The following is a 20,180-nucleotide window of genomic DNA, read 5'->3' as shown; positions in this document are numbered from 1 at the left end:
ACCCCGAGGTCCCGCGCCGGGTCGCCGTAGACGTGGATCTCCTGCTCGGGGTGCCGCGCGTGGAACCGCAGCAGCGCGAGCCGCGCCAGGTCGTACCCGCGCCGCGCGACATCGGGCTTCGCGTAGAGCACGACCCCGCGGCGGGGCGTCGGCGGGAGCGGGCGGTAGACGTCGGTGTCGCAGCCGAACGGGACGACGTCGACGTCGACCCCGAGGTCATCGCGGAGGTGGCCCGCGACCATCTCCCCCAGCGCCAGCACGCGCAGCCCGAGCCGGTACGAGTCCTCGGCCAGGGCGTGCTGGGCGCCGTGCGGGTAGAAGTACGGCTCGACGTCCTGGACGAAGTACAGCCGCCGCATCGGGTCGGTGCCGCGCCGCGCGAGCACGTGCGCCGTCTGCCAGGAGGTCGCCACGCACGCGTCGACCCCGCGGATGCCGTCGGCGACGTCGCGGACCTCGGCCCGCACACCCGGCCAGCCCGCCCGCACGACGGCCGCGCGCTGCCCGAGGTCGCCGCCGTGCCGGTCGTACAGGTAGAGCACGCACCGGTGGCCGGCCTCCTCGAGCGCCCGGACCATGCGGAACATCGTGGTGTGCCCGCCCGAGTGCGGTCCGGGTGGGACGCACAGCCAGCCGATCGTGAGCGGCCGGTCCGCGGGCGGCGGCGCCGCGGGGAGGGCCCGCGCGGCGGAGCCGGGGTCGGCGACGTCCCCGGGCAGCAGCGGGAAGTCGAGCGCGGCGGCCCCGGTGGCCCGGTAGAGGCGCGCGGCGACCCGCTGGGCGGTCTCCCGCGCCCCCATCGCCCGCACGCGCCGCGCCGCGGCCGGCACCTGCCGCGCCCTCATGCCGCGCCCTCGCGTCCACCCGCGGCACCCGCGGCACCCGGTGAGGTCGGGGGGTCGTCGTCCGGCGCCCGCCAGGACCCCGCGACCCCGCCGGGGACCCTCGACCTCGCGCGATCCGCCGGGTCGGTCGGGTCCGTCGCGTCCGTCGTGCCCGGGGGCAGCCGCGGGGCGCCGCGCGCGCCGTCCCGGGTGTAGGTCCCCGTGCGGGCCCAGCGGCGCCCCCGGCGGACGTCGTCGGCGCGGACGCGGACCGCCCGCGCCAGCCCCGCCGCCCGGCCGAGGGCCCCGGGCTCCGCGTCGAGCGCCGCGTCCAGCCGCTGCCACGGCCCCGCCAGCTCGGGGGCCACCACGAGCGCCTCCGCCATCAGGCGCCGCACCCGCCCGGGGTCGCGGCGGCCGCGGTCGACCTCGTACCGGCACGCCCGCAGCGCCTGCCGGACCAGCGCGCGCCGGGCCGCGGCCGCGAGGTCGTCGCGCTCGGGCAGCCCCGCGGCCCCGGCCGCGGCCAGCTCGGCGAACGCCGCCACCCGCTCCCGGAAGTCGGTCGCGTCGTCGACCTCGCGCGCGGACAGGCTCGCGGCGTGCTCGCGGTGCCACGCCTGGTCCGCGCCCCCGACGTGGGCCACGTCCGCGTGCGCCGCGAGCCGGAGCCACATCTCCATGTCGTGCGCGTGCGCCAGCGGCCGCTGCCCGCCGACCGCCGCGACCACCGACCCGCGCATGAGCACCTCCGGCGACGTGATGACGTTGTAGCCGTCGGCGCACCGGTCGGCGAGCCAGCGGCGGCCCGGCCACACGGTCCACCGCCGGGCGCGGGTGCGGGCGGCGCCGGGCGGCTCGCCCGCGAAGTGCACCGGGTGCCCGTAGACCAGCCCCACCGACGGGTACGCCCGGGCCAGAGCCACCGAGCGCGCGAGCGAGCCGGGCGTGAGCAGGTCGTCCGCGTCGAGCCGCACGAGGAACTCCCCCGTCGCGCGGGCGAGCCCGTCGTTGAACGTCTCGACCGGGCCCCGGTTGCGCGCGTGCGCCACCACGGTCACGCGCGGGTCCGCGGCGGCGAGGCGGGCGGCGACGGCCAGGGAGTCGTCGGCGGACGCGTCGTCGACCACGACCACGTCCACCAGGACGCCCGCCTGGTCCAGGGCGCTGCCGACCGCGGCCGGGAGGTAGCGCGCGTAGTCGTGGCACGGCACCACCACGGTGACGGTGGCGTCCGCGGTCGGGACCGGGCGGGGGCGGACCCGCTCGGTGCGGGCCAGCGCCCCGGCGGGGGCGGTCACGGGACGCGCTCCGGGTCGGCGGGGCGGGCCGCGGCGGGTGCCGGCCGGACGGCGGGGTCGGCGGCGCGCGCTGCGGCCGGCGCGGGCCGGGCGGCCGACGCACCGACCCGCGGGGCCACGGGCGGGGCGACGGGCAGGGCGCCCGACGCTGCGACGGGCCCGGCGTCGGGCGGGGCGGCCGACGGGTCCACGGGCCCCGCGACGCTCGGCGCGCCGGACGGGTCGACCGGCGGGACGGGCGCCCGCGCGGCCCGCAGGTCCCGCAGCAGCGGCCGCCCCGCGACCGCCACGTACACCAGCGCCCCGGCGGCCCCGCCGGCGACGAGCGCGCCGAACGCGCCACCCACCTGCCGCGCCACGAGCGCCGCCGCGGCCACCGTCGGCGCCGCCGCCAGCAGCGGCAGCCAGGTCGCCCGCGCCAGCGCGCGCAGGTCCGCGCCGCTGCGGCGCACCGCGACCAGGTACAGCGGCAGCACCACGACCCCGGCCACGACCACGTGCGCCCAGCCGACGCCGGCCGAGCCGCCGGCCCGGGCGCCGACGACCACCGCCGGCACCAGCGCGACCAGCCACGCGACCTGCACGCCGAGCACCGGCCGGGTCGCCCCGCGCGCGATCAGGTACGTCGCGAACAGGTCGAACAGCACCCGCAGGGCGCCGAACGCCGCCAGGGCGGCCAGCGCGCCGGCGGCCGGCGCCCACCGGCCGCCGTAGAGCAGCGTGACGACGGGCAGGCTCAGCGCGCCGAGCAGGCACGCCACGGGGACGGCCGCGGCCCAGGTGAGCCGGGTCGCGAGCGCGAGCCCGCCGTCGCTCGCCTCGACCCCGCCATCGGCACCCCGGTCGCCGTCCCCCGCCCCCGCGCGCCCGTCGAGCCGCGCGAACGCCGCCAGCGCCACGGGCCGCACCGTCTGCCCGATGACCGTCATCGGCCAGCTCGCGACGTTGAACGCCAGCACGTAGTACCCGAGCGCGACCTCCCCGGCCCCGCGCGCGAGCACCACCTTGTCGACGGCGAGCAGCGCGATCGACAGCAGGTTCGCCCCCGCGAGCGGCGCGCCGTACGCGATCGCCCCGCGGGCCAGCGCCGGGTCGTACCCGAACCGCGGCACCGTCCGGCTGAGCAGGAACTGCGCCCCGGTGGCCGCGGGCTGGGCGACGAGCCGGGACACCGCCAGCGCCATCGGCCCCCAGCCCGCCCGCACCAGCAGCACGGTGACCACGGTGCCGACGACGAGGTCCACGAGCCCGGTCGCGAAGATCTCCCGCTGGTGGAACCCGCGTTGCAGCCGGGCGTACGGCACGACGCCGGCGGCGGACACCACCAGGGTGGCCGCCAGCACCGCGATCACCGGCGCGGCCCGGTCGCTGCCCAGCGCGCGCGCCACGGGCTCGGCGGTCGCGGCCATCGCCCCCGCCAGCAGCGCGCCGAGCACCAGGCTGATCGTCGCGACGGTCGGCTCGAGGCGGCGGGGCTCGCGCGACCGCACCAGGTCGGCGCTCAGGCCGAGGTCGACGACCGTGACCAGCACGCCCTGCACCGCCAGGGCGATGGCGAACACGCCGAAGTCCTCCGGCGCCAGCAGCCGCGCGAGGACGATCCCGACCAGCACGTTGCCGAACCGCAGCACGACGCTCCCCGCGCTGCCCCAGGCGAGCCCGCGCCCGACCTGCCGGCCGAGCCCCGGCGGGGGCGTCACCGCGCGCCCTCGCGCTGCGGCGCGCCCCCGTACGACGCGGCACCCCCGCCGGCGACGTCGCCGGCCGGGGCCGTGCCGGCCGAGCCCGCGCGCTCGCGGGCGGCCCGGCCCGCACCGCCCGCGGACGCCCGGCCGGCGCCGCCCCCGCCGCCCGCGCCCGGGTCCCCCGGCCCCGCCGACCCGGCGCGCGCCCGCACGGCCGCCGCCGCGCGCTGCCGCGCCAGGGAGGCCTTGAACTTCGCCACGTCCACCGCGCACCGCACCAGCGCCTCCCGGCGGACCGCCTCGCTCGGCCGGGTCGCGAGCGCGTCGGCGTAGACCGCCTCCAGCCGGCGCCCGGCCGCGGCGAGGCTGTACGCGTCGAGCACCACGCCCCGCCCGAGCGCGCCGCGCTGCGCGCGCAGCCCCGGGTCGGCGAGCAGCGGCACCAGCGCGCGCTCCAGCTCGGCGCCGTCCCCCGGCCCCTCGCACAGCCAGCCGTCGTGCAGGAACCCGCCGAGGGTGTCCCGGGTGAGCGCGCGCCACGCCCCGCGGTCGCCCTGGACGACGACCGGCTTGCCGAACGCCATGCCGCGCAGCACCGACGAGCCCATGCCGAGCACGACGTCCGCCGCGTCGTACGCCGGCCGCGGGTCGAGCAGCTGCCCGGTCACGACGACGACCTGCTCGCCGACCGCGGCGTTGACGGCGTCCGCGCGCGCGGCGACCCGGCCCTGCTCGGGCCCGGTCCCGACGACGACGAGCCGCAGCGCGCCCGCGCCGGCCCCGTCGCGCGCGCCCGCCCGGCCCGGCGACGACGCCAGCCGGCCCACCACCTCGATGGCCGCCAGCACCCCGTCCGCCTTGCCGAGGTCCGCCGACAGCCGCCCGACGACCGACAGCACCCGGTCCTCGGGGCGCAGGCCCAGCAGCGCCCGCGCGTCCGGGCCGGCGGCGCCGGGGGCGTCCCGCTCGGTGTCGATCGGCGGCTCGACGAGGTGCACCCGGTCCCGCCGCGCGCGCTGCTGCTCGTGCAGCCGCCGGGTGCCGACCACCAGCGGCTCGTGCCGGGGGACGTGGTCGGGGACGTCCATGGACAGCACGGTGGTGACCAGCGGCGTGCCGAGCCGCCGGTGCGGCCCGAACGCGAGGTCCACCGACGGGCCCCACTCGTAGCCGTGCACCACGTCCACGCCGCGGTCCGCCACCAGCCGGCGCAGCGCCGTCATGTTCCGCGGGGACGGCCACCGGCCCTCCTGCGGGGCCCGCACGTACTCCAGCCCGAGCGCGCCGACGAGCGGCACCAGGTCGCCGTCCGGCCCGAACATCAGCACGTCGTGTCCGGCGCGCGCGGTCTCGTGCGCGAGCTGCACGGCGTTCAGCTGGCTGCCGCCGACCTCCATCACCCCGGGGTAGACCAGGATCCTCACGCGACCGCCCTCCCCAGCACCTCGACGACGTGCTCCTGCTGCGCCGCGGTCAGGTGCGGGTGCATCGGGAGCGACAGGATCCGGTCCGCCGCGGCCTCGGCCACCGGGAACGCGCCGCGCCCGAGCCCGAGGTGCCGGTAGGCGCCGGTCAGGTGCACCGGGACCGGGTAGTGCACCCCGGCCCCGACGCCCGCCTCGTGCAGGGCGGCCAGCACCCGGTCGCGCTCCGGCACCTGGACCACGTACAGGTGCCAGACGTCCTCGTTCGCGGGGTCGGTCCGCGGCGGGCGGACCGCGGGCAGGCCCCGGAGCAGCGCGTAGTACCGGGCCGCGGCCGCCCGGCGGCGCGCGTTCCAGCCGGCGAGCCGGCGCAGCTTGGCCTCCAGCACCACCGCCTGCAGCGTGTCGAGCCGGGAGTTCATCCCGACCACGTCGTGCTGGTACTTGCGGGTGCTGCCGTGCCCCGCCAGCGCGCGGACCCGGTGCGCCACCCCGGCGTCGTCGGTCGTGACCGCCCCGGCGTCGCCCGCGGCCCCGAGGTTCTTGCCCGGGTAGAAGCTCGTGCCCGCCGCGAGCCCCAGCGACCCCGCCGACCGCCCGTGCCGCCGCGCCCCCTGCGCCTGGGCCGCGTCCTCGACCAGCGGCACCCCGGCGTCGGCGGCGATCTTCGCGAGCTCCTCGACCGGCGCCACCTGCCCGAACAGGTGCACCGGCACCACCGCCGCGGTCCGCGGGCCGACGGCGGCGCGCACGGCGGCCGGGTCGACGAGCAGGTGCGCCGGGTCGACGTCGACGAGCACCGGCACCGCCCCGATCCGGGACACCGCCTCCGCGGTCGCGACGAACGTGTTCACCGGCAGGACGACCTCGGCGCCCGGCCCGACCCCGACCGCGCGCAGGGCGAGCTCGAGGGCGTCCGTGCCGTTCGCGACGCCGACGCAGTGCCGCGCGCCGACCGCCGCGGCGTACGCCTGCTCGAACCGGCCGACCGCGGGCCCGCCGACGAACGCCGTCGTGGCGAACACCTCGTCCAGCCCCGCTCGCACCTCGTCGCGCACCTCGGCGTGCTGGGCCGCCAGGTCGACCAGGGGGACCCTCATGCGCGCACCGCCGCCTCGTCGTCGTGGGCCCGGTCCCCCGCCGGCCGGGCCTCGTGCGCGCGCCCGTCGGCGGCCCGGTGCAGCGGCCGCGCCGGCACGCCCGCCCAGGTCTCGTCGTCGGGCAGGTCCGTCAGCAGCACGGCGCCCATCCCGAGCGTCGCGCCCGCCCCCACCCGCACCCGCTCCCGCACGGCCGAGCGCATCCCGAGGTAGGCCCGCGGCCCGACCCGCACCCCGCCGCCGAGGGTCGCCCCCGCGGCGAGGGTCGCGGCGTCCCGCACCTCGTCGTCGTGCGTGAGGGTCACGTGCGGCATCAGCACGACGTGCCGCCCGACCCGCACGTCGGCCGTCAGCACCACGCCGGCCAGCAGCACCGAGCCCGCGCCCACCGTGCAGCCGTCCGGCACCTCGACCGCGGGGTGCACGACGGTCGCCCAGCGGTCCGGTCCGACCCCCGCGGCGGCGAGCCGGGTCACCAGGCCGGCGCGCGCCTTCCCGTGGCCCACGCACGCCAGCACCGCCGCGTCGGGCAGCCCGGCCAGCGCCGGCAGCCCGCCGAGCACCGGCACGCCGCCGACCTCGCGGCCGCGGGCCGCCGGGTCGTCGTCCAGCACCCCGACCGCCTCGTACGGGCCGTGCCGCCGGACCACCGCCAGCACCTCGCGCGCCAGCCCCCCGGCCCCGACCAGCACCAGCGGCCGGCCGCCCGCGGTCACCGGACCGCCGCCCGCAGGACGTCCACGACCCGGTCCTGCTCGGCCGCGGACATCTCGTGGAACAGCGGCAGGATCAGCGTCCCGTCGGTCAGCCGCTCGGTGGCCGGCAGCGGCAGCGGGTCGTGGCCCCGCCCCGCGTACGCCGGCTGCCGGTGCGCGGCCATGATCCCGCGCCGCGCGGACACGTCCGCCGCCGCCAGCCGGGCCAGCAGCCCGTCCCGGTCCACCGGCGAGCCCGGCAGCACCTCGACCCAGTACGACTGGAAGTTGCCCGTGCCCCACGGCGGGTCGGCCACCGGGCGCAGCGCCGGCAGGTCCGCCAGCCGCTCGGCGTAGGCGGCGGCGAGCGCGCGGCGCCGGGCGACGGCCTCCGGCAGCCGGCCGAGCTGCACCAGGCCGACCGCGGCCTGCAGGTCCGTCATCCGGTAGTTGAAACCGACCTCCAGGTACTCCTCGGGCGGCGCGAGGACGGCGCCGTGCCGGTCGGCGGCGGACACGCTCATCGCGTGCTCCCGCAGCCGGCGCGCCCGGCCGGCCCAGTCCGCCCGGCCGGTGGTGAGCATCCCGCCCTCCCCGGTGGTGAGGATCTTGCGGGGGTGGAACGACCACGCCGCGACCTCGGCCCGTTCCCCGACCGGCCGGCCCCGGTAGGTCGACCCCGCGGCGCACGCCGCGTCCTCGACGACCACGATCCCCCGCGGGTCCGTAAGCGTGCGCACGGCGTCGAGGTCGACCGGCACGCCGCCCTGGTCGACCGCGATCACCGCCGCGGTGCGCGCGGTCAGCGCCTCGGCGACTGTCGCCGCGGTGAGGTTCCCGGTCGCCGGGTCGACGTCGGCGAACACCGGCCGGGCGCCCGCGTGCACGACCGCGTTGGCCGTCGCGACGAACGAGAACGACGGGACCACCACGTCGTCGCCCGGCCGGACGCCCGCGACCAGCAGCGCCAGGTGCAGGCCCGCCGTGCAGGACGACACGGCGACCGCGTGCCCGGCCCGCTGGGCCGTCGCGAACGCGGCCTCGAACGCGGCGACCCGCGGGCCCTGCGCGACCCAGCCCGAGGCCAGCACCTCGGTGACGGCCGCGACCTCCTCGGCGCCGAGCCACGGGCGCATCACGTGCAGCGTGGTCACGGCACGACCGCCCGCGCCGCAGCGCCCGCGGCCGCAGCGCCCGCTGTCGCGCCCGCCGCCGCACGCCCCGCCGCGACGGCCGCCCGCCGCGGCCGCCACCAGTCGACGAGCTCCCGCAGGCCCTCGTCCAGCCCCACCTCCGCGACGAAACCGAGGTCCCGCCGCGCTGCGGCGGTGTCGGCCAGCCGGCGCGGAACCCCGTTCACCGCCCGCTCGGGCCCGTGCTCGACCGCCAGGTCGCTGCCCATCACCCGCAGCAGCGCCTCGGCCAGCCGGAGCAGCGACGTCTCGGTCCCGCTCGCGACGTTGTACGCGCCCTCGACCACGCCCGACGTGGCCGCGAGCACGTTCGCCCGCGCCACGTCGCGGACGTGCACGAAGTCCATCGTCTGCCGCCCGTCGCCGAACACGAGCGGCGGCAGCCCGTCCGCGATCCGCTCCATCCAACGCACCAGGACCTCGGTGTACCGGCCGTGCACGTCCATCCGGGGGCCGTAGACGTTGAAGTACCGGAGCAGCACGGCGTCCAGGCCGTGGGTCGCCCGGAACGCGCGGGCCATCCCCTCGGTGAACGACTTGGCCGCGCCGTAGAACGTGTCGTTGTTGTGGTGGTGGTGCCGCTCGCCGGTCGGGAACTCCTCCGCGGCCCCGTAGACCGACGCGCTCGACGCCGCGACCACCTTGGCGACGCCGTGCTCGGCGGCGGCCTCCAGCACCGTGAACGTGCCGTCGACCAGCACCTCGAGCGCGAGCCGCGGCTCCTCGGCGCACTGCGTGATCCGGATGGCCGCCTGGTGGAACACCACGTCCGAGGCGCGCACCACGTCGTGCACCGTGTCGCGGTCCCGCAGGTCGCCGACGACCAGGTCGACCCGGCCCGACGCCAGCGCCCCCGCGAGGTTCGCCCGCCGACCCCGCGACAGGTCGTCCAGCACCACGACCCGTCCGGCCCCGGCCGCGAGCAGCTGGTCGACCAGCGTCGAGCCGACCGTGCCCGCGCCGCCGGTCACCAGGACGCGGGCCCCCGCCAGCGCGGTCACCGTCGGCGCCCCTTCGGCCCGGCGCCCGCCAGCTCGCCCCGGGCCACCGGCACGAGCCGGCCGCCGTCGGACAGGCTGAGCGACGCGGACTCCAGCACGTCGAGCACCCGCAGGCCCGCGTGGCCGTCGGTCAGCGGCGCCCGACGCTCCCGCACGGCGGCGGCGAACTCGGCCACCACCGCGGCCAGCGCCTCGCGCTCGGGCAGCGCGGGCGACCACGCGTCGCCGAGCCGGTACGACACCCGCGCGCTCGCCCGGTCGGGCAGGCCCTCCCCGGGGTCGACGCCCCGGTCGTAGACGGTGAGCCGCTGCTGCGGGGCCAGGTCGTCCCAGACCAGCGTGCGCCGGCTGCCGCCGACCACCATCTGCCGGATCTTGGTCGGGCTGAGCCAGTTGACGTGCAGGTGCGCCAGCGCCCCGCCGGCGAGCGGCAGCGTCAGGTACCCGACGCAGGACCGGCCGACGCCGAGCGGGTCGCCGCCCTGCGCCGCGACGCCCGTCGGCAGCAGGCCGCCCGGGACGACGAAGTCGAGGATCGACAGGTCGTGCGGCGCGAGGTCCCAGAACACGTCCACGTCCGGCTGCACCAGCCCGAGGTTGATCCGCACCGAGTCGACGAAGTGCAGGTCGCCGAGCGACCCGTCGGCGACCAGGTCCCGGATCGCCCGGACGACGGGCGTGTAGCAGAACGTGTGGTCCACCATCAGCACCCGCCCGGCCTCCGCGGCGCGGGCGACCATGCGCCGGGCGTCGGCCCCGTTCGCCGCGATCGGCTTCTCCACCAGCACGTGCTTCCCGGCGTCGAGCGCCGCCAGCACCAGCCCGGCGTGGGTGGCCGCGGGCGTGGCCACGGCCACCGCGTCCAGGTCCTCCCGGGCCAGCACCGCGGCCGGCTCCGTCAGCACCTCGACGGTGCTCCGCCCGCCGACCACCCGGCGGGCGCGTTCGGGGTCCCGGTCGCACACCGCGACCAGGTCCCAGTCGTCCGACGCGCGGAAGTTCCGGACCAGGTTGGGGCCCCAGTACCCCGCGCCGACCACCGCGATCCGAAGCGGATCTGCCATGCGGCTCGCCTCCTCCTGACGTAGCCGTAGTCTGGCCAGCCCGATTCGGACATGTCACGCATAACGGACATTTCTCACCCGGTGCCCCCTCCCCGCGGCGCGCCGGCCGTGCGTATCGTCCGGAGGGTCGCCGCGTCCGGCCCCGGGCGGGCGGCACCGGGAGGCACCGTGGACGCCCGCCAGGTCCCCGACGCCAGCACGCGCGCGCCCACCGGCCACCCGGGGCCGGCGCCCGCGATCGCCCCCGGCGCCGACGTCGACCCCCGCGCGTCGGTGGGCCCCGGCACCCGGGTGTGGCACCTCGCGCAGGTCCGCGAGCGGGCGGTCGTCGGCGCCGACTGCGTGGTGGGCCGCGGCGCCTACCTGGGCCCGGGCGTGCGCGTGGGCGACCGGTGCAAGGTCCAGAACCACGCGCTGGTGTACGAGCCGGCGGTGCTGGAGGACGGCGCGTTCGTCGGCCCGGCCGCCGTGCTCACCAACGACCTGCACCCGCGCGCGGTGAACCCCGACGGGACCCTCAAGTCCGCCGCCGACTGGCACGCCGTCGGCGTCACCGTGCGCGAGGGCGCCTCGGTCGGGGCGCGCGCCGTGTGCGTGGCGCCGGTCGTCGTCGGGCGGTGGGCCCTCGTCGCGGCGGGCGCCGTCGTCACCCGGGACGTCCCCGACCACGCGCTCGTCGCGGGGGTGCCGGCGCGCCGCGTCGGCTGGGTCGGGCGGACCGGCGAGCGGCTGGTGCCGGACGGGCCCGGCCGGTGGCACTGCCCGGTGACGGGCGACGCGTTCGTCGAGTCCCCGAACGGCCTGCGGGGCACGGCCCCGACGGACGACGGCGGCCCCACGCACACCGCCGTGCCGCGCCGCGCGCGGCCCCACCCGCCCGAGCGCGACCGAGGAGCCGCCGCCGTGCCCGACGACCTCGCGGCCCGCGTCCGCGCCCTGCTCGCCCGCCCCCTCCCGGCCGGCCGGGACGCGACCGACGCCGCGGGCCCCGCCCCCGTGTCGGACCGGCCCATGTTCGGCGGGGTGTCGTTCTTCCTCGGCGACGCGATGATCGCCAGCGCGCGCGGCAGCGGCGACCTGCTGGTCCGGGTCGCGTCCGACCGGCACGACGAGCTCGCGGCCCGCCCCGGCGCCGCGCCGTCCCGCATGGGCGGCCGGACGATGGGCCGCGGCTGGCTGACGATCGACGCCGCGGCGGTCGCCACCGACGAGGCGCTGGCGGACTGGCTGGCGCTGGCCCGCGACGGCGCCCCGGACCGCCACCGCTGAGCAGCCCGGCGGCCCCGGACGGCTCCCCCGCCTCGCCGCCCCCGCCCCCCACGCCGAGATAGGACCTCCCCGCCGAGGTAGGACCGCGGACGGTCCTACCTCGGCGCGCGGGCCCTATCTCGGCGCACGGGCCCGGGGCCCATCCCGGGTCAGACCGCCGCGCGCTCGCCCGTGAGGTGCACCGCCAGGACCGCGACGTCGTCGTCCTGGTCCGCGTTGTCGAACCGGCGCAGCAGCACGTCGCACAGGTCGCCCGGCTCGAGCGTCCCGGCCTCCGCCGCTACCGCCGCCATCCGGCCCAGGGCGTCCCGCAGGTGCCCCGACCGGCGCTCCAGCAGCCCGTCGGTGACGAGCACGAGCGTGCACGGCCCGTCGGTCGCGACCCGCGCGACGGCGCGCTCGCCCGCCGCCGGCACCCCGAGCAGCGGCGACGTCGCGCGCAGGTACTCCGCGCCGCCGGCCGTGACCAGCAGCGGCGGCAGGTGCCCCGCGTTCGCCACCTCGATCGTGCCGTCCCGCAGGTCCAGCACCGCGACGCAGACCGTCACCAGCTCGGGGTGGGTGCGCCGCAGCAGGTCGTTCAGCAGGTCGAGCGCCCGGGCGGGCGGGTGGCCCTCCAGCAGGTAGGCGGCCAGCGAGAACCGCAGCTGGGCCATCACGGTCGCCGCGCGCAGCGAGTGGCCCTGCACGTCGCCGATCACCACGGCGACCCGGCCGTCGGGCAGGTCCAGCGCGTCGTAGAAGTCGCCGCCGACGCTGAGCTGCGCGTCCGACGCGCTGTACCGCGCGGCCATCCGCACCCCGGCGGGGTCCGGCAGGGTGTGCGGCAGCATCGAGCGCTGCAGGGTGAGGGCGACCAGGTGCTCCTGCGCGTAGGACCGCAGGGTGGCGAGCGCGCCGGTCAGCGCGGCCCGCAGCTGCAGCGCGAGCTCGCGGTCCTCCGCGTCGAACGGCTCCGGGGTCGACACCGCGAACCCGCCGATCAGCCGCCCGGCGGCGTCGGTGAGCGGCGAGACGTGCCACGACGTCACCTCGACCCCGGCGCGGTCGAGCATCTCCCGCCACACGCCAGGGGTGTCCGCGGCGGGCAGGTCGTGCGGCTCTCCCGTGGGCGGCTCCGAGGCCGGGGCCAGCAGCCGCCCGCGCACCACCGGCCGGCCGGGCCCGGCGCACACCACCCGGGTCGCCATGCCGTCCGGGGCCGTCGCGATCACCACGACCGGCGCGTCGAACACCGTCGCCCCGCCCTGGGCGGCGCGCGCCACCAGGTCGTCGAGCGACCCCGCCGAGGCGAGCGGCACCACCGCCGCCGCGAGGTCCGCGAGCCGGCGCGCGTGCTCCGTGATGCCCCGGCGCGCCGCGTGCGACCGGCACAGCGCCGCCACGGTGACCAGGAACTCGTCGCGGTCGAGCGGCTCCACCAGGTAGGCGTCCGCGCCCCGCTGCAGGCCCGACGTCCGCGACCGCGCGTCGATCGAGGTGGCGGAGACGTGCATCACCGGGACCGCCGTCGCCTCGTCGGCCTTGATCGCCCCGCAGACGTCGAAGCCCGACATGTCCGGGAGGTTCACGTCGAGCACGACGGCGTCGTGGCCGGGGGCCAGCTCCAGCGCGGCGCGCCCCGTCCCCGCCTCGGTGACGGCGTACCCGGCGCGGCGCAGCCAGCTCGCCATGACGTACCGGTGCGCCTCGGTGTCGTCGACGACGAGCACGCGGAGCGGCGCCTCGGGCGCGGCGGTCACGGCGCGACCTCCCCCGCCCGGGGTGCGCCCGCCCCGGGTGCGTCCGCCCCGCGCGCGGACCGCAGCGCCGCGGCCAGGCCGGGCGCGTCCAGCTCCGCCTTGTCCAGGAACGGCGCGTCGACGTCCGGCGGCTCGACGCTCGACATCAGCACCACCGGCAGCGCCGCGGTGCGCGCGTCGGACCGGAGCGCCGCCAGCGTCGCCGGGCCGTCGGTGCCCGGCATCCGCACGTCGAGCAGCACGACGTCGGGCAGGGCGGCGGCCGACGCGAGCAGCGCCAGCGCCTCCGCCCCGTCCCGCGCCTCCAGCACCTCGGCGGCCGCGTCCGCGAGCAGGCCGCGCAGCACGACGCGGCTCGCCTCCTCGTCGTCGACGACGAGCACCCGGCCCAGCGTGGGCACCTCGGTCCGGTCCAGCGTGAGCGTGAACGTGCTGCCGCGGCCCACCTCGCTGGCGACCTCGAGCGTCCCGCCCAGCGCCTCGGCCACGCGCCGCGCGTACGGCAGGCCGAGCCCGGTGCCCTTGACCGACGGCTGCAGCCGGTTCGGCACCTGGAAGAACTCCTCGAACACCTCGTCCTGGTGCTCCGCCGCGATGCCCAGGCCGGTGTCCTCGACCGCGAGCACCACCGCGCGCCCGTCGGCGGCCCGCCCCGCCCGCACCGTGACGGCGCCCGACTCGGTGAACTTGACCGCGTTGGTGAGGAGGTTGCGCACCACGCGCTCGAGCAGCTCCGGGTCGGTGTGCAGCACCAGGTCCCCGGGGACCTCGACCCGCAGCTCGACGCCCGGCCGGAGCAGCGGCCGCACGGTCCCGGCCAGCTCCGCGAGCACGGCGGGCAGGTCGACCCGGACCCGGTGCACGTGCTGGCGCCCCGACTCGGCGCGGGCGAGGTCGAGCAGCTCGTTCACCATCCCGAGCAGCGCCCGGGCGCTGGCGTCGAGGTAGCCCACCTGCACCCGCTGGTCGGCGTCCAGGTCGCCGTCGGCGAGCAGCGAGGCGAGGCCGAGGATCGAGTTCACCGGCGCGCGCAGCTCGTGGCTCACGCTGCGCAGGAACCGGGTCTTGGCGTCGTTCGCGGCGGCGAGCTGCCGGCCCCGCTCGTCCAGCTCCGCGTACAGGGCGACGACGCCGCTGTTCGTCTCCTCGAGCTCGTCCGACAGCTGGGTGTACATCGCGAGCACGCCGCGGTTCGTCTCCTCCAGCTCCTCGTTGGCCCGCACGAGCTCGGCCTCGCGCGCCGCCAGCGCGTCGAGCGCCCGCACCAGCTCGGCGTTCTGCACCCGCAGCTCGCCGAGGGCGTCCGCCGACCGGGGCCGGGACAGCGCCGCCTGCACCCGGTCGAACCGGGCGCCCAGCAGCGCGCCGTCGGCCAGCGCCTTATGCAGCACGACGACCGGGCCGTCCGGGCCGTCCGCGACCTCGACCCCGTCGAGCAGCCGCTCCGCCGCGGCCACCCCGGTCAGGTCGCCGTGCGGCACCCCCGCGCGCAGCGCACCGTGCACGTGCACCACCAGCCCGGCGTGCGGGGGCTCGGCCACGTGCAGCACCGCGCGGCCGCGGCCGCCGGCGACCACCTCGCGGCCGACCTCCGACAGCGCCGTCGCGAGCCGCACCTGGTCCTGCCGGTCGAGCCCGAGCGCCTCGCCCGCCTCGCGGCCGACCTGGCGCAGCACGACGACGTCGCCCTCGCCCACGACCTCCACCGTCACGAGCTCGCGGAGCGGCCCGGCCGTGCCCGGGGCCGGCACGCCGCGGCGCGGGCTCACCCGGCCGCCCCCGACGTGCCGTCGCCCGCCCGGGCGACGAGCACGCTCGCGTCGTCGCGCCGGACGCCGAAGTCCCGCAGCAGCACCGCCGCCGTGACCAGCGGCGTCCGCGCGAGCAGCCCGGGGTACGGCGCCAGCGACTGCCGCTCGGTGAGGCCGTCGCTGTGCAGCACGACGACCGCGCCGCGCGGCAGCGGGTAGGAGGTCTCGCGGATCGTGCGCGCCTGGGCGCCGACGATCCCCGGGTGGCTGATCATCGCCCGCCGGGTCACGCCGTCGTCCACCACGCCCGCGATGTTCCCGACGCCGGCGTACCGCACCTCGGCGCCGTCCAGCCGCGCCACCGCCGCCGCCGCGCCGCGGGTCCCGGACAGCGCGCGGTGCACCGCGCGGAGCAGGTCCGCCGGCCCGCCCGCCGGGGCCGCGCGGAACGCCCGGACCGCCTCCGCGCTCGCGACCGCGGCCAGCGGCCCGTGGCCGAGGCCGTCGGCGAGCAGCAGCGTCAGCACGCCGCCGTCCTCGCGGATCGCGTACGCGTCGCCGCACACGTCCTGCCCCGTCATCGGCCGGGTGATCCCGACCGCCGACGACGCCGGCGCCGGCGTGCCGGGCTCCGCCGCGAACCCCGCCGCCAGCACCGTGCCCGCGCCCGGGCGGCTCCACCAGTCCCAGGTGGACGCGATCCGCACCACGGCGCCCAGGCCGATGCCGAGCGTGCCCGCGGAGGACGTGCCGTCCACCACCGCGGCCTCGACGTCCTCGATGCCCGGGCCGTGGTCCACCGTGACGACCTCGACCACCGGGCCCGCCGCGGCGTGCCGCAGCCGCAGCAGCACCGCGCCCGAGCCCGCGTGCTTGACGAGGTTGGCGGTCAGCTCGGTCACCGCGAGGCCGATCTCGCCGACCCGGTCCGCCCGCATGCCCACCCGCTCCGCGAGGGCGCACGCGGCCCGCCGCGCGGCGCCGGCCGCGCTCACGTGGTCGGCGACGAGCCAGGCGACGTCCTCGACGGTGGCGTCGGCGGTCACCGCGACCACGAGGCGATGGTGACGCGCGTGCCCTGGCCCGGCGCCGTGTCGATGCTGAACTGCTCCACCAGCCGGCGGGCGCCCGACAGCCCCAGCCCGAGGCCGCTGCCGCTCGTCCAGCCGTCGGTCATGGCCTGGTCCAGGTCCGGGATGCCCGGCCCGTCGTCGCGGAACTCCACCCGCACGCCGGTGCGCCGCCCCTCCGCCAGCTCGGACAGCAGGGCCTCCCCGCCGCCGCCGTAGATCAGGGTGTTGCGGGCGAGCTCGCTCGCCGCGGTGACCAGCTTGGTCTGGTCGACCAGCGAGAGCCGCGCGCCCTGGGCCAGCGCGCGCACCGCCTGCCGCACCCGGACGACGTCGCCGTCCGTGGTGATGGCGAGCCGCTGCGCCGCGTCCGGCTCCACGGCGGTCACGCCCGGTCCGCGTCGAGCCCGAGCAGGAGGGCCTCCGGGGAGGTCGCGTCGGCGGGCCGCAGCATCCGCAGCCCCTTCTCGACGTCGAGCGCGGTGCGCACGCCGTCCAGGGACAGGCCGAGCTCGACCATCGTGATCGCCACGGCCGGCCGCATGCCGACGACCACCGTGGTCGCGTCCAGCACCCGCGAGATCCCGGCGACCTGCGACAGCATCCGCCCGATGAACGAGTCGACGATCTCCAGCCCGGAGATGTCGATGAGCACCCCGCGCGCGCCGGTCTGCGTGATCCGCTCGGCGAGGTCCTCCTGCAGCTGCAGCGCGGTCTGGTCCTGCAGGTCGATCTGGATCGAGACCAGCAGGGTCGACCCGAGCTTGAGGATCGGGACGGCGTCCATCAGCCGATCGCCGACTTCGCGGCGCCGTTCGCGCGCAGCGCCGCGACGAGCGCGTCGGCGAGCGTCGCCTTCGTGCTGATGTCGCCGAACTCGATGCCGAGCGCGACGATCGTCTGCGCGATCTGCGGGCGAATGCCGGAGATGGTGCACTCGGCGCCCATCAGCCGCGCGGCGACGACCGTCTTGAGCAGGTGCTGCGCGACCTGGGTGTCGACGGCCGGCACGCCGGTGATGTCGATGATCGCGTGCTCCGACCCGGTGTCCACGAGCGTCTGGAGCAGCTTCTCCATCACGACCTGGGTGCGGGCCGAGTCGAGCGTGCCGACCAGCGGCACGGCCACGACGCCCTCCCACAGCTTGACGACGGGGGTGGACAGCTCGAGGAGCTGCTCGGCCTGCTCGGCGATGATGCCCTCCCGGGCGGCGGCGAAGGACTCGAAGGTGAACAGGCCGAGGTCGTCGACCAGGCGGACCAGGGCCATGACCTCGGCGAGGGCGGCGCCCTCCTCGTCGGCCGCCAGGGCGTAGAGGCCCTCCTTCAGCGCGAGCACGCCGACCGCGGTCTCGCGCGGGGTGAAGCCGAGCCGCGCCCGGGTGGCCGACAGGTCGGCGAGCAGGCCGCGCAGCGCGTCGAAGGCCGGGTCGGTGAGCCGCAGGCCGCCCTGGCGCAGGCCGCCGACGAGCGAGTCGAGGATCTCGCCCTGCTCGCGCTCGGCCTCGGAGCGGGTGGTGCGGCCGCGGAGCTCCGCGATGACCGCGTCGAGCCAGGCGGCGGAGATGGCGGCGCGCCTGCTCTCCAGGATCTCGGCGAGGCGGGCGGCGTCGGCTCCGGGCATCTGCACTGGTCTCCGTTCGGGTGCGGCTGGCTCGCCGGGGGGCGGGCGCGGGCGCGATGCTACAGCGCACGTCAGCCGGGCGCGCGGCGGACGACCCGCGGGCCGCCGCCCGGGGTAGCGTCGACCGGTGACCACCGGCGCCGACACCCTGATCCGCCCCGACCGCATCGACGCGGGCCTGGTCCGCGCCCTGCTCGCCGAGCAGCACCCCGCGTGGGCCGGCCTCCCGCTGCGCCCGGTGCAGAACGGGGGCAACGACCACCGGATGTTCCGGCTCGGCGACGACCTCGCGGTCCGGCTGCCGAGCGCGCCCGGCTACGTCCCGCAGGTCGCCAAGGAGCAGGCCTGGCTCCCCCGGCTCGCGCCGCACCTGCCGCTGCCGGTGCCCGAGGTGCGCGCCGTCGGCGAGCCGTCCGAGCGGTTCCCCGCGCCGTGGTCGGTCTACGGCTGGCTGCCGGGCACGCCGCTCGCGCGCGCCGACGTCGACGACCCGGTCCGGCTCGCCGCCGACCTGGCCGCCTTCCTCGTGGCCCTGCGCGCCTGCGACACCGCCAGCGCGCCCGGGCCCGGCCCGCACAGCGCGTTCCGCGGCGGCTCCCTGGAACACTGGGACGACGAGGTCGGCGACATCCTGCACCGCGTGCACGGACGGGACCGGGACGTGGCGGCGGGCCTGTGGCGGGACGCGCTGGCGGCCCCCTTCACCGGCGAGCCGACCTGGCTGCACGGCGACGTCGCGGTCAACAACCTGCTGGTCCGCGACGGCGCGCTCGCGGCGGTGCTCGACTTCGGCTGCTCCGCGGTCGGGGACACCGCCTGCGACACGACCCCGGTGTGGACCTGGCTGCAGGGCGCCGCCCGGGAGGCGTTCCGGTCGGGACTCGACGTCGACGACGCGACCTGGGCGCGCGGGCGCGGCTGGGCGGTGTGGAAGGCGCTGATCCTCGTGACGAACGAGCCGCCGGAGCAGCGCCGGCTGGCCCGGCACGTGCTGGACCAGCTGGTCGCGGGCGCCTGACCCCGCGGTCCCGCGGCCGTCAGCGCCAGAGGGCGGCCAGCGACCCCGCCAGCGCGCGGCCCTGGTCGTGGCCGGCCCGCGCGGCCACCGGGCGCAGCGCCGGGTCCATCGCCCGCTCGCCGAACAGGCCCGGGTCCTCGGGCACGACGACCTCGACCCGGCTGCCGCCCGCGCGCAGGTCCGCGACCTGCGCCGCGAGGTCCAGCCGCCACGCGGGCGGGGTCAGCGACGCCCCGCCCAGCGGCGCGAGCACCAGCACCCGCCCGCAGCCGGCGGCGAGGTCGGCGTTCTCGCCGCGCCGGTGCGCGCCGTCGACGAACCACCGGTCGCCGACCGGGTGGGCGGGGCCGCCCGCGCAGCTCGCCGCGACGGCGTCGGCCAGCTCGACCCCGCTCCCGCGGTCGAACACGACCGGCTCGCCCGTGCGGGCGTCGACGGCCGTCAGCAGCAGCCGGCCCGCGGGCCAGCCGGCGCGCGGCAGCCGCGCGGCGACGGTCGCCCGCCAGCGCCCGGCGGCGTCCGGCCCGGCCGCGGCGGCCCGCTCCAGGGCGTCGGCACCGGTCCGGCGGCGCAGGTCCGCGGGGTCGGCCGCGGCGGCGACCAGGGCCCGGCGGCGCGCGAGGTGCTCGGCGACGCCGCCGCGCGCGGGGGGCGGGGGGCCGGCGGCGTCGTCCGGGCCGACCGGGCCCCGCGGGCCGACCGGGCCCCGCGCGGGCGGCGGCACGAGCGCCGCCGCGTACAGCTCCGCCGCGCCCGCCCCGGCGAGCTGCGCCGCGGCCGTCGCCCCGGCGGAGGTCCCGACCACCAGGTCGGCGCCCGCCACGTCGAGCCCGCCCTCGAGCAGCCCGGCCACCACGCCGAGCAACCAGGCGTTGCCGGTCGAGCCGCCCCCGCCGAGCACCAGCGCGCGGGCGTCGGGGCGCGGCGCGACGGCGCCGCCGTCGGCGGGGAGGGGGAACGGCGCGGGCGCCGGTGCGGGAGTCGTCACGATCCGCGGACGCTAGTCCCGCCGCGCCGCGCCGCGCGACGCATTTCCGGGCGGGCGCGGCGCCCCCGGCACGCCGGGCCCCCGCCGCTCCCCTCTGACAGTGGAAGGTTGTGACCGACACGCCGTCGGCGTGTCGGTCACAACCTTCCACCGTCAGCCGAGGGGGCAGCTCCGCGCGCGGCCCCGGGCGCGAGCCCGAGGTATGCCAGCACCTCCGGCAGCACGTCCGCGACCGGTCGCGTGCTGTCGACGACCAGCCGCTCGTCGCGCCGCGGCTCGTACTCCCGCGCAGCCCGCCGCACGTCGTCCCAGGTCGGCAGGGCGAAGCCCGGGAGGTCGGCCGGGCGGGTCTCCACCCGGCGCCGGTGCTCGGCCGGGTCCGGGCACACGACCTCGACCACCCGGAGCGCCGCGCCGTGCGCCGCCGCGGTG

The 20,180-nt window shown here is 78.9% G+C and carries 18 protein-coding genes and 2 pseudogenes; 3 read left to right on the top strand and 17 right to left on the bottom strand.

The features are described 5' to 3' along the window. The 9 genes from VER05_RS07205 to VER05_RS07165 all read right to left on the bottom strand — a co-directional run. Positions 1-845 (bottom strand): glycosyltransferase family 1 protein (locus VER05_RS07205; protein WP_324844698.1); only part of this gene is annotated, 845 nt, incomplete at its 3' end. Further along, on the bottom strand, positions 842-2,125 hold the full coding sequence (locus VER05_RS07200) for a glycosyltransferase family 2 protein (RefSeq protein ID WP_324844697.1): 1,284 nt from the start codon (positions 2,123-2,125) through the stop codon (positions 842-844). The genes VER05_RS07200 and VER05_RS07205, both read right to left, overlap by 4 nt. Next, positions 2,122-3,825: an oligosaccharide flippase family protein gene (locus VER05_RS07195; RefSeq protein WP_324844696.1), complete on the bottom strand. Its 1,704-nt coding sequence runs from the start codon at positions 3,823-3,825 to the stop codon at positions 2,122-2,124. The genes VER05_RS07200 and VER05_RS07195 overlap by 4 nt, the downstream gene beginning before the upstream one ends. After that, the gene (locus tag VER05_RS07190) at positions 3,822-5,234 is read right to left on the bottom strand and encodes a glycosyltransferase family 4 protein (RefSeq protein WP_324844695.1); all 1,413 of its coding nucleotides are present in this window, start codon (positions 5,232-5,234) and stop codon (positions 3,822-3,824) included. The genes VER05_RS07195 and VER05_RS07190 overlap by 4 nt, the downstream gene beginning before the upstream one ends. Next, entirely contained in the window at positions 5,231-6,334 is a 1,104-nt protein-coding gene (locus VER05_RS07185) for a DegT/DnrJ/EryC1/StrS family aminotransferase (protein WP_324844694.1), read from the bottom strand. The genes VER05_RS07190 and VER05_RS07185 overlap by 4 nt, the downstream gene beginning before the upstream one ends. Continuing rightward, on the bottom strand, positions 6,331-7,050 hold the full coding sequence (locus VER05_RS07180; protein ID WP_324844693.1) for a NeuD/PglB/VioB family sugar acetyltransferase: 720 nt from the start codon (positions 7,048-7,050) through the stop codon (positions 6,331-6,333). Before VER05_RS07180 ends, VER05_RS07185 begins: the two co-directional genes overlap by 4 nt. Next, positions 7,047-8,165 (bottom strand): DegT/DnrJ/EryC1/StrS family aminotransferase, encoded by a 1,119-nt coding sequence (locus VER05_RS07175; RefSeq protein WP_324844700.1) that lies wholly within the window; start codon positions 8,163-8,165, stop codon positions 7,047-7,049. The genes VER05_RS07180 and VER05_RS07175 overlap by 4 nt, the downstream gene beginning before the upstream one ends. A 14-nt stretch (positions 8,166-8,179) precedes the next feature. Then, positions 8,180-9,223: an NAD-dependent epimerase/dehydratase family protein gene (locus VER05_RS07170; protein ID WP_324844692.1), complete on the bottom strand. Its 1,044-nt coding sequence runs from the start codon at positions 9,221-9,223 to the stop codon at positions 8,180-8,182. Then, a complete protein-coding gene (locus tag VER05_RS07165; RefSeq protein WP_324844691.1) occupies positions 9,220-10,287 on the bottom strand; it encodes a Gfo/Idh/MocA family oxidoreductase in 1,068 nt (355 codons plus the stop codon). The genes VER05_RS07170 and VER05_RS07165 overlap by 4 nt, the downstream gene beginning before the upstream one ends. Before the next feature lie 237 nt (positions 10,288-10,524). Here VER05_RS07165 and VER05_RS07160 point away from each other — a divergent pair. Further along, positions 10,525-11,091: pseudogene (locus VER05_RS07160) on the top strand (acyltransferase); the annotation flags it as partial. Between the two features lie 45 nt (positions 11,092-11,136). Continuing rightward, positions 11,137-11,556 (top strand): TfoX/Sxy family protein, encoded by a 420-nt coding sequence (locus VER05_RS07155; RefSeq protein WP_414647575.1) that lies wholly within the window; start codon positions 11,137-11,139, stop codon positions 11,554-11,556. 149 nt (positions 11,557-11,705) lie between these two features. On the opposite strand, the gene VER05_RS07150 is transcribed toward VER05_RS07155, so the two are convergent. Genes VER05_RS07150 through VER05_RS07125 form a run of 6 tightly spaced genes read right to left on the bottom strand, consistent with a single transcriptional unit; the run spans position 11,706 to position 17,742 of the window. Further along, positions 11,706-13,298, bottom strand: a complete 1,593-nt coding sequence (locus tag VER05_RS07150; RefSeq protein WP_324844690.1) for a SpoIIE family protein phosphatase — start codon at positions 13,296-13,298, stop codon at positions 11,706-11,708. Beyond that, positions 13,295-15,067, bottom strand: a complete 1,773-nt coding sequence (locus VER05_RS07145; RefSeq protein WP_324844689.1) for a hybrid sensor histidine kinase/response regulator — start codon at positions 15,065-15,067, stop codon at positions 13,295-13,297. Before VER05_RS07145 ends, VER05_RS07150 begins: the two co-directional genes overlap by 4 nt. Further along, positions 15,064-16,104: a SpoIIE family protein phosphatase gene (locus VER05_RS07140; protein ID WP_324844688.1), complete on the bottom strand. Its 1,041-nt coding sequence runs from the start codon at positions 16,102-16,104 to the stop codon at positions 15,064-15,066. Before VER05_RS07140 ends, VER05_RS07145 begins: the two co-directional genes overlap by 4 nt. Continuing rightward, positions 16,092-16,508 (bottom strand): anti-sigma regulatory factor, encoded by a 417-nt coding sequence (locus tag VER05_RS07135; protein WP_324844687.1) that lies wholly within the window; start codon positions 16,506-16,508, stop codon positions 16,092-16,094. Before VER05_RS07135 ends, VER05_RS07140 begins: the two co-directional genes overlap by 13 nt. Continuing rightward, complete coding sequence (locus VER05_RS07130; protein ID WP_324844686.1) at positions 16,505-16,906, bottom strand: STAS domain-containing protein; 402 nt, start codon at positions 16,904-16,906, stop codon at positions 16,505-16,507. Before VER05_RS07130 ends, VER05_RS07135 begins: the two co-directional genes overlap by 4 nt. Continuing rightward, positions 16,906-17,742: an STAS domain-containing protein gene (locus VER05_RS07125; protein ID WP_324844685.1), complete on the bottom strand. Its 837-nt coding sequence runs from the start codon at positions 17,740-17,742 to the stop codon at positions 16,906-16,908. Before VER05_RS07125 ends, VER05_RS07130 begins: the two co-directional genes overlap by 1 nt. A gap of 127 nt (positions 17,743-17,869) precedes the next feature. Between VER05_RS07125 and VER05_RS07120 the strand changes: the two genes are divergently transcribed. After that, positions 17,870-18,760, top strand: coding sequence for an aminoglycoside phosphotransferase family protein (locus VER05_RS07120; protein WP_324844684.1), 891 nt, complete (start codon positions 17,870-17,872; stop codon positions 18,758-18,760). A 19-nt stretch (positions 18,761-18,779) separates the two neighbouring features. Here VER05_RS07120 and VER05_RS07115 read toward each other — a convergent pair whose 3' ends face one another. Both VER05_RS07115 and VER05_RS07110 read right to left on the bottom strand, forming a co-directional pair. Beyond that, a complete protein-coding gene (locus VER05_RS07115) occupies positions 18,780-19,748 on the bottom strand; it encodes a patatin-like phospholipase family protein (RefSeq protein ID WP_324844683.1) in 969 nt (322 codons plus the stop codon). Between the two features lie 137 nt (positions 19,749-19,885). Beyond that, positions 19,886-20,180 (bottom strand): annotated as a pseudogene (locus VER05_RS07110) (hypothetical protein); the annotation flags it as partial.

This window comes from Cellulomonas sp. (assembly GCF_035634735.1).
In the GTDB taxonomy this organism is placed as follows: Bacteria; Actinomycetota; Actinomycetes; order Actinomycetales; family Cellulomonadaceae; genus Cellulomonas.
The sequence above is the reverse complement of the archived record's forward strand: the minus strand, read 5'-3'. Positions and strand labels throughout refer to the sequence as shown.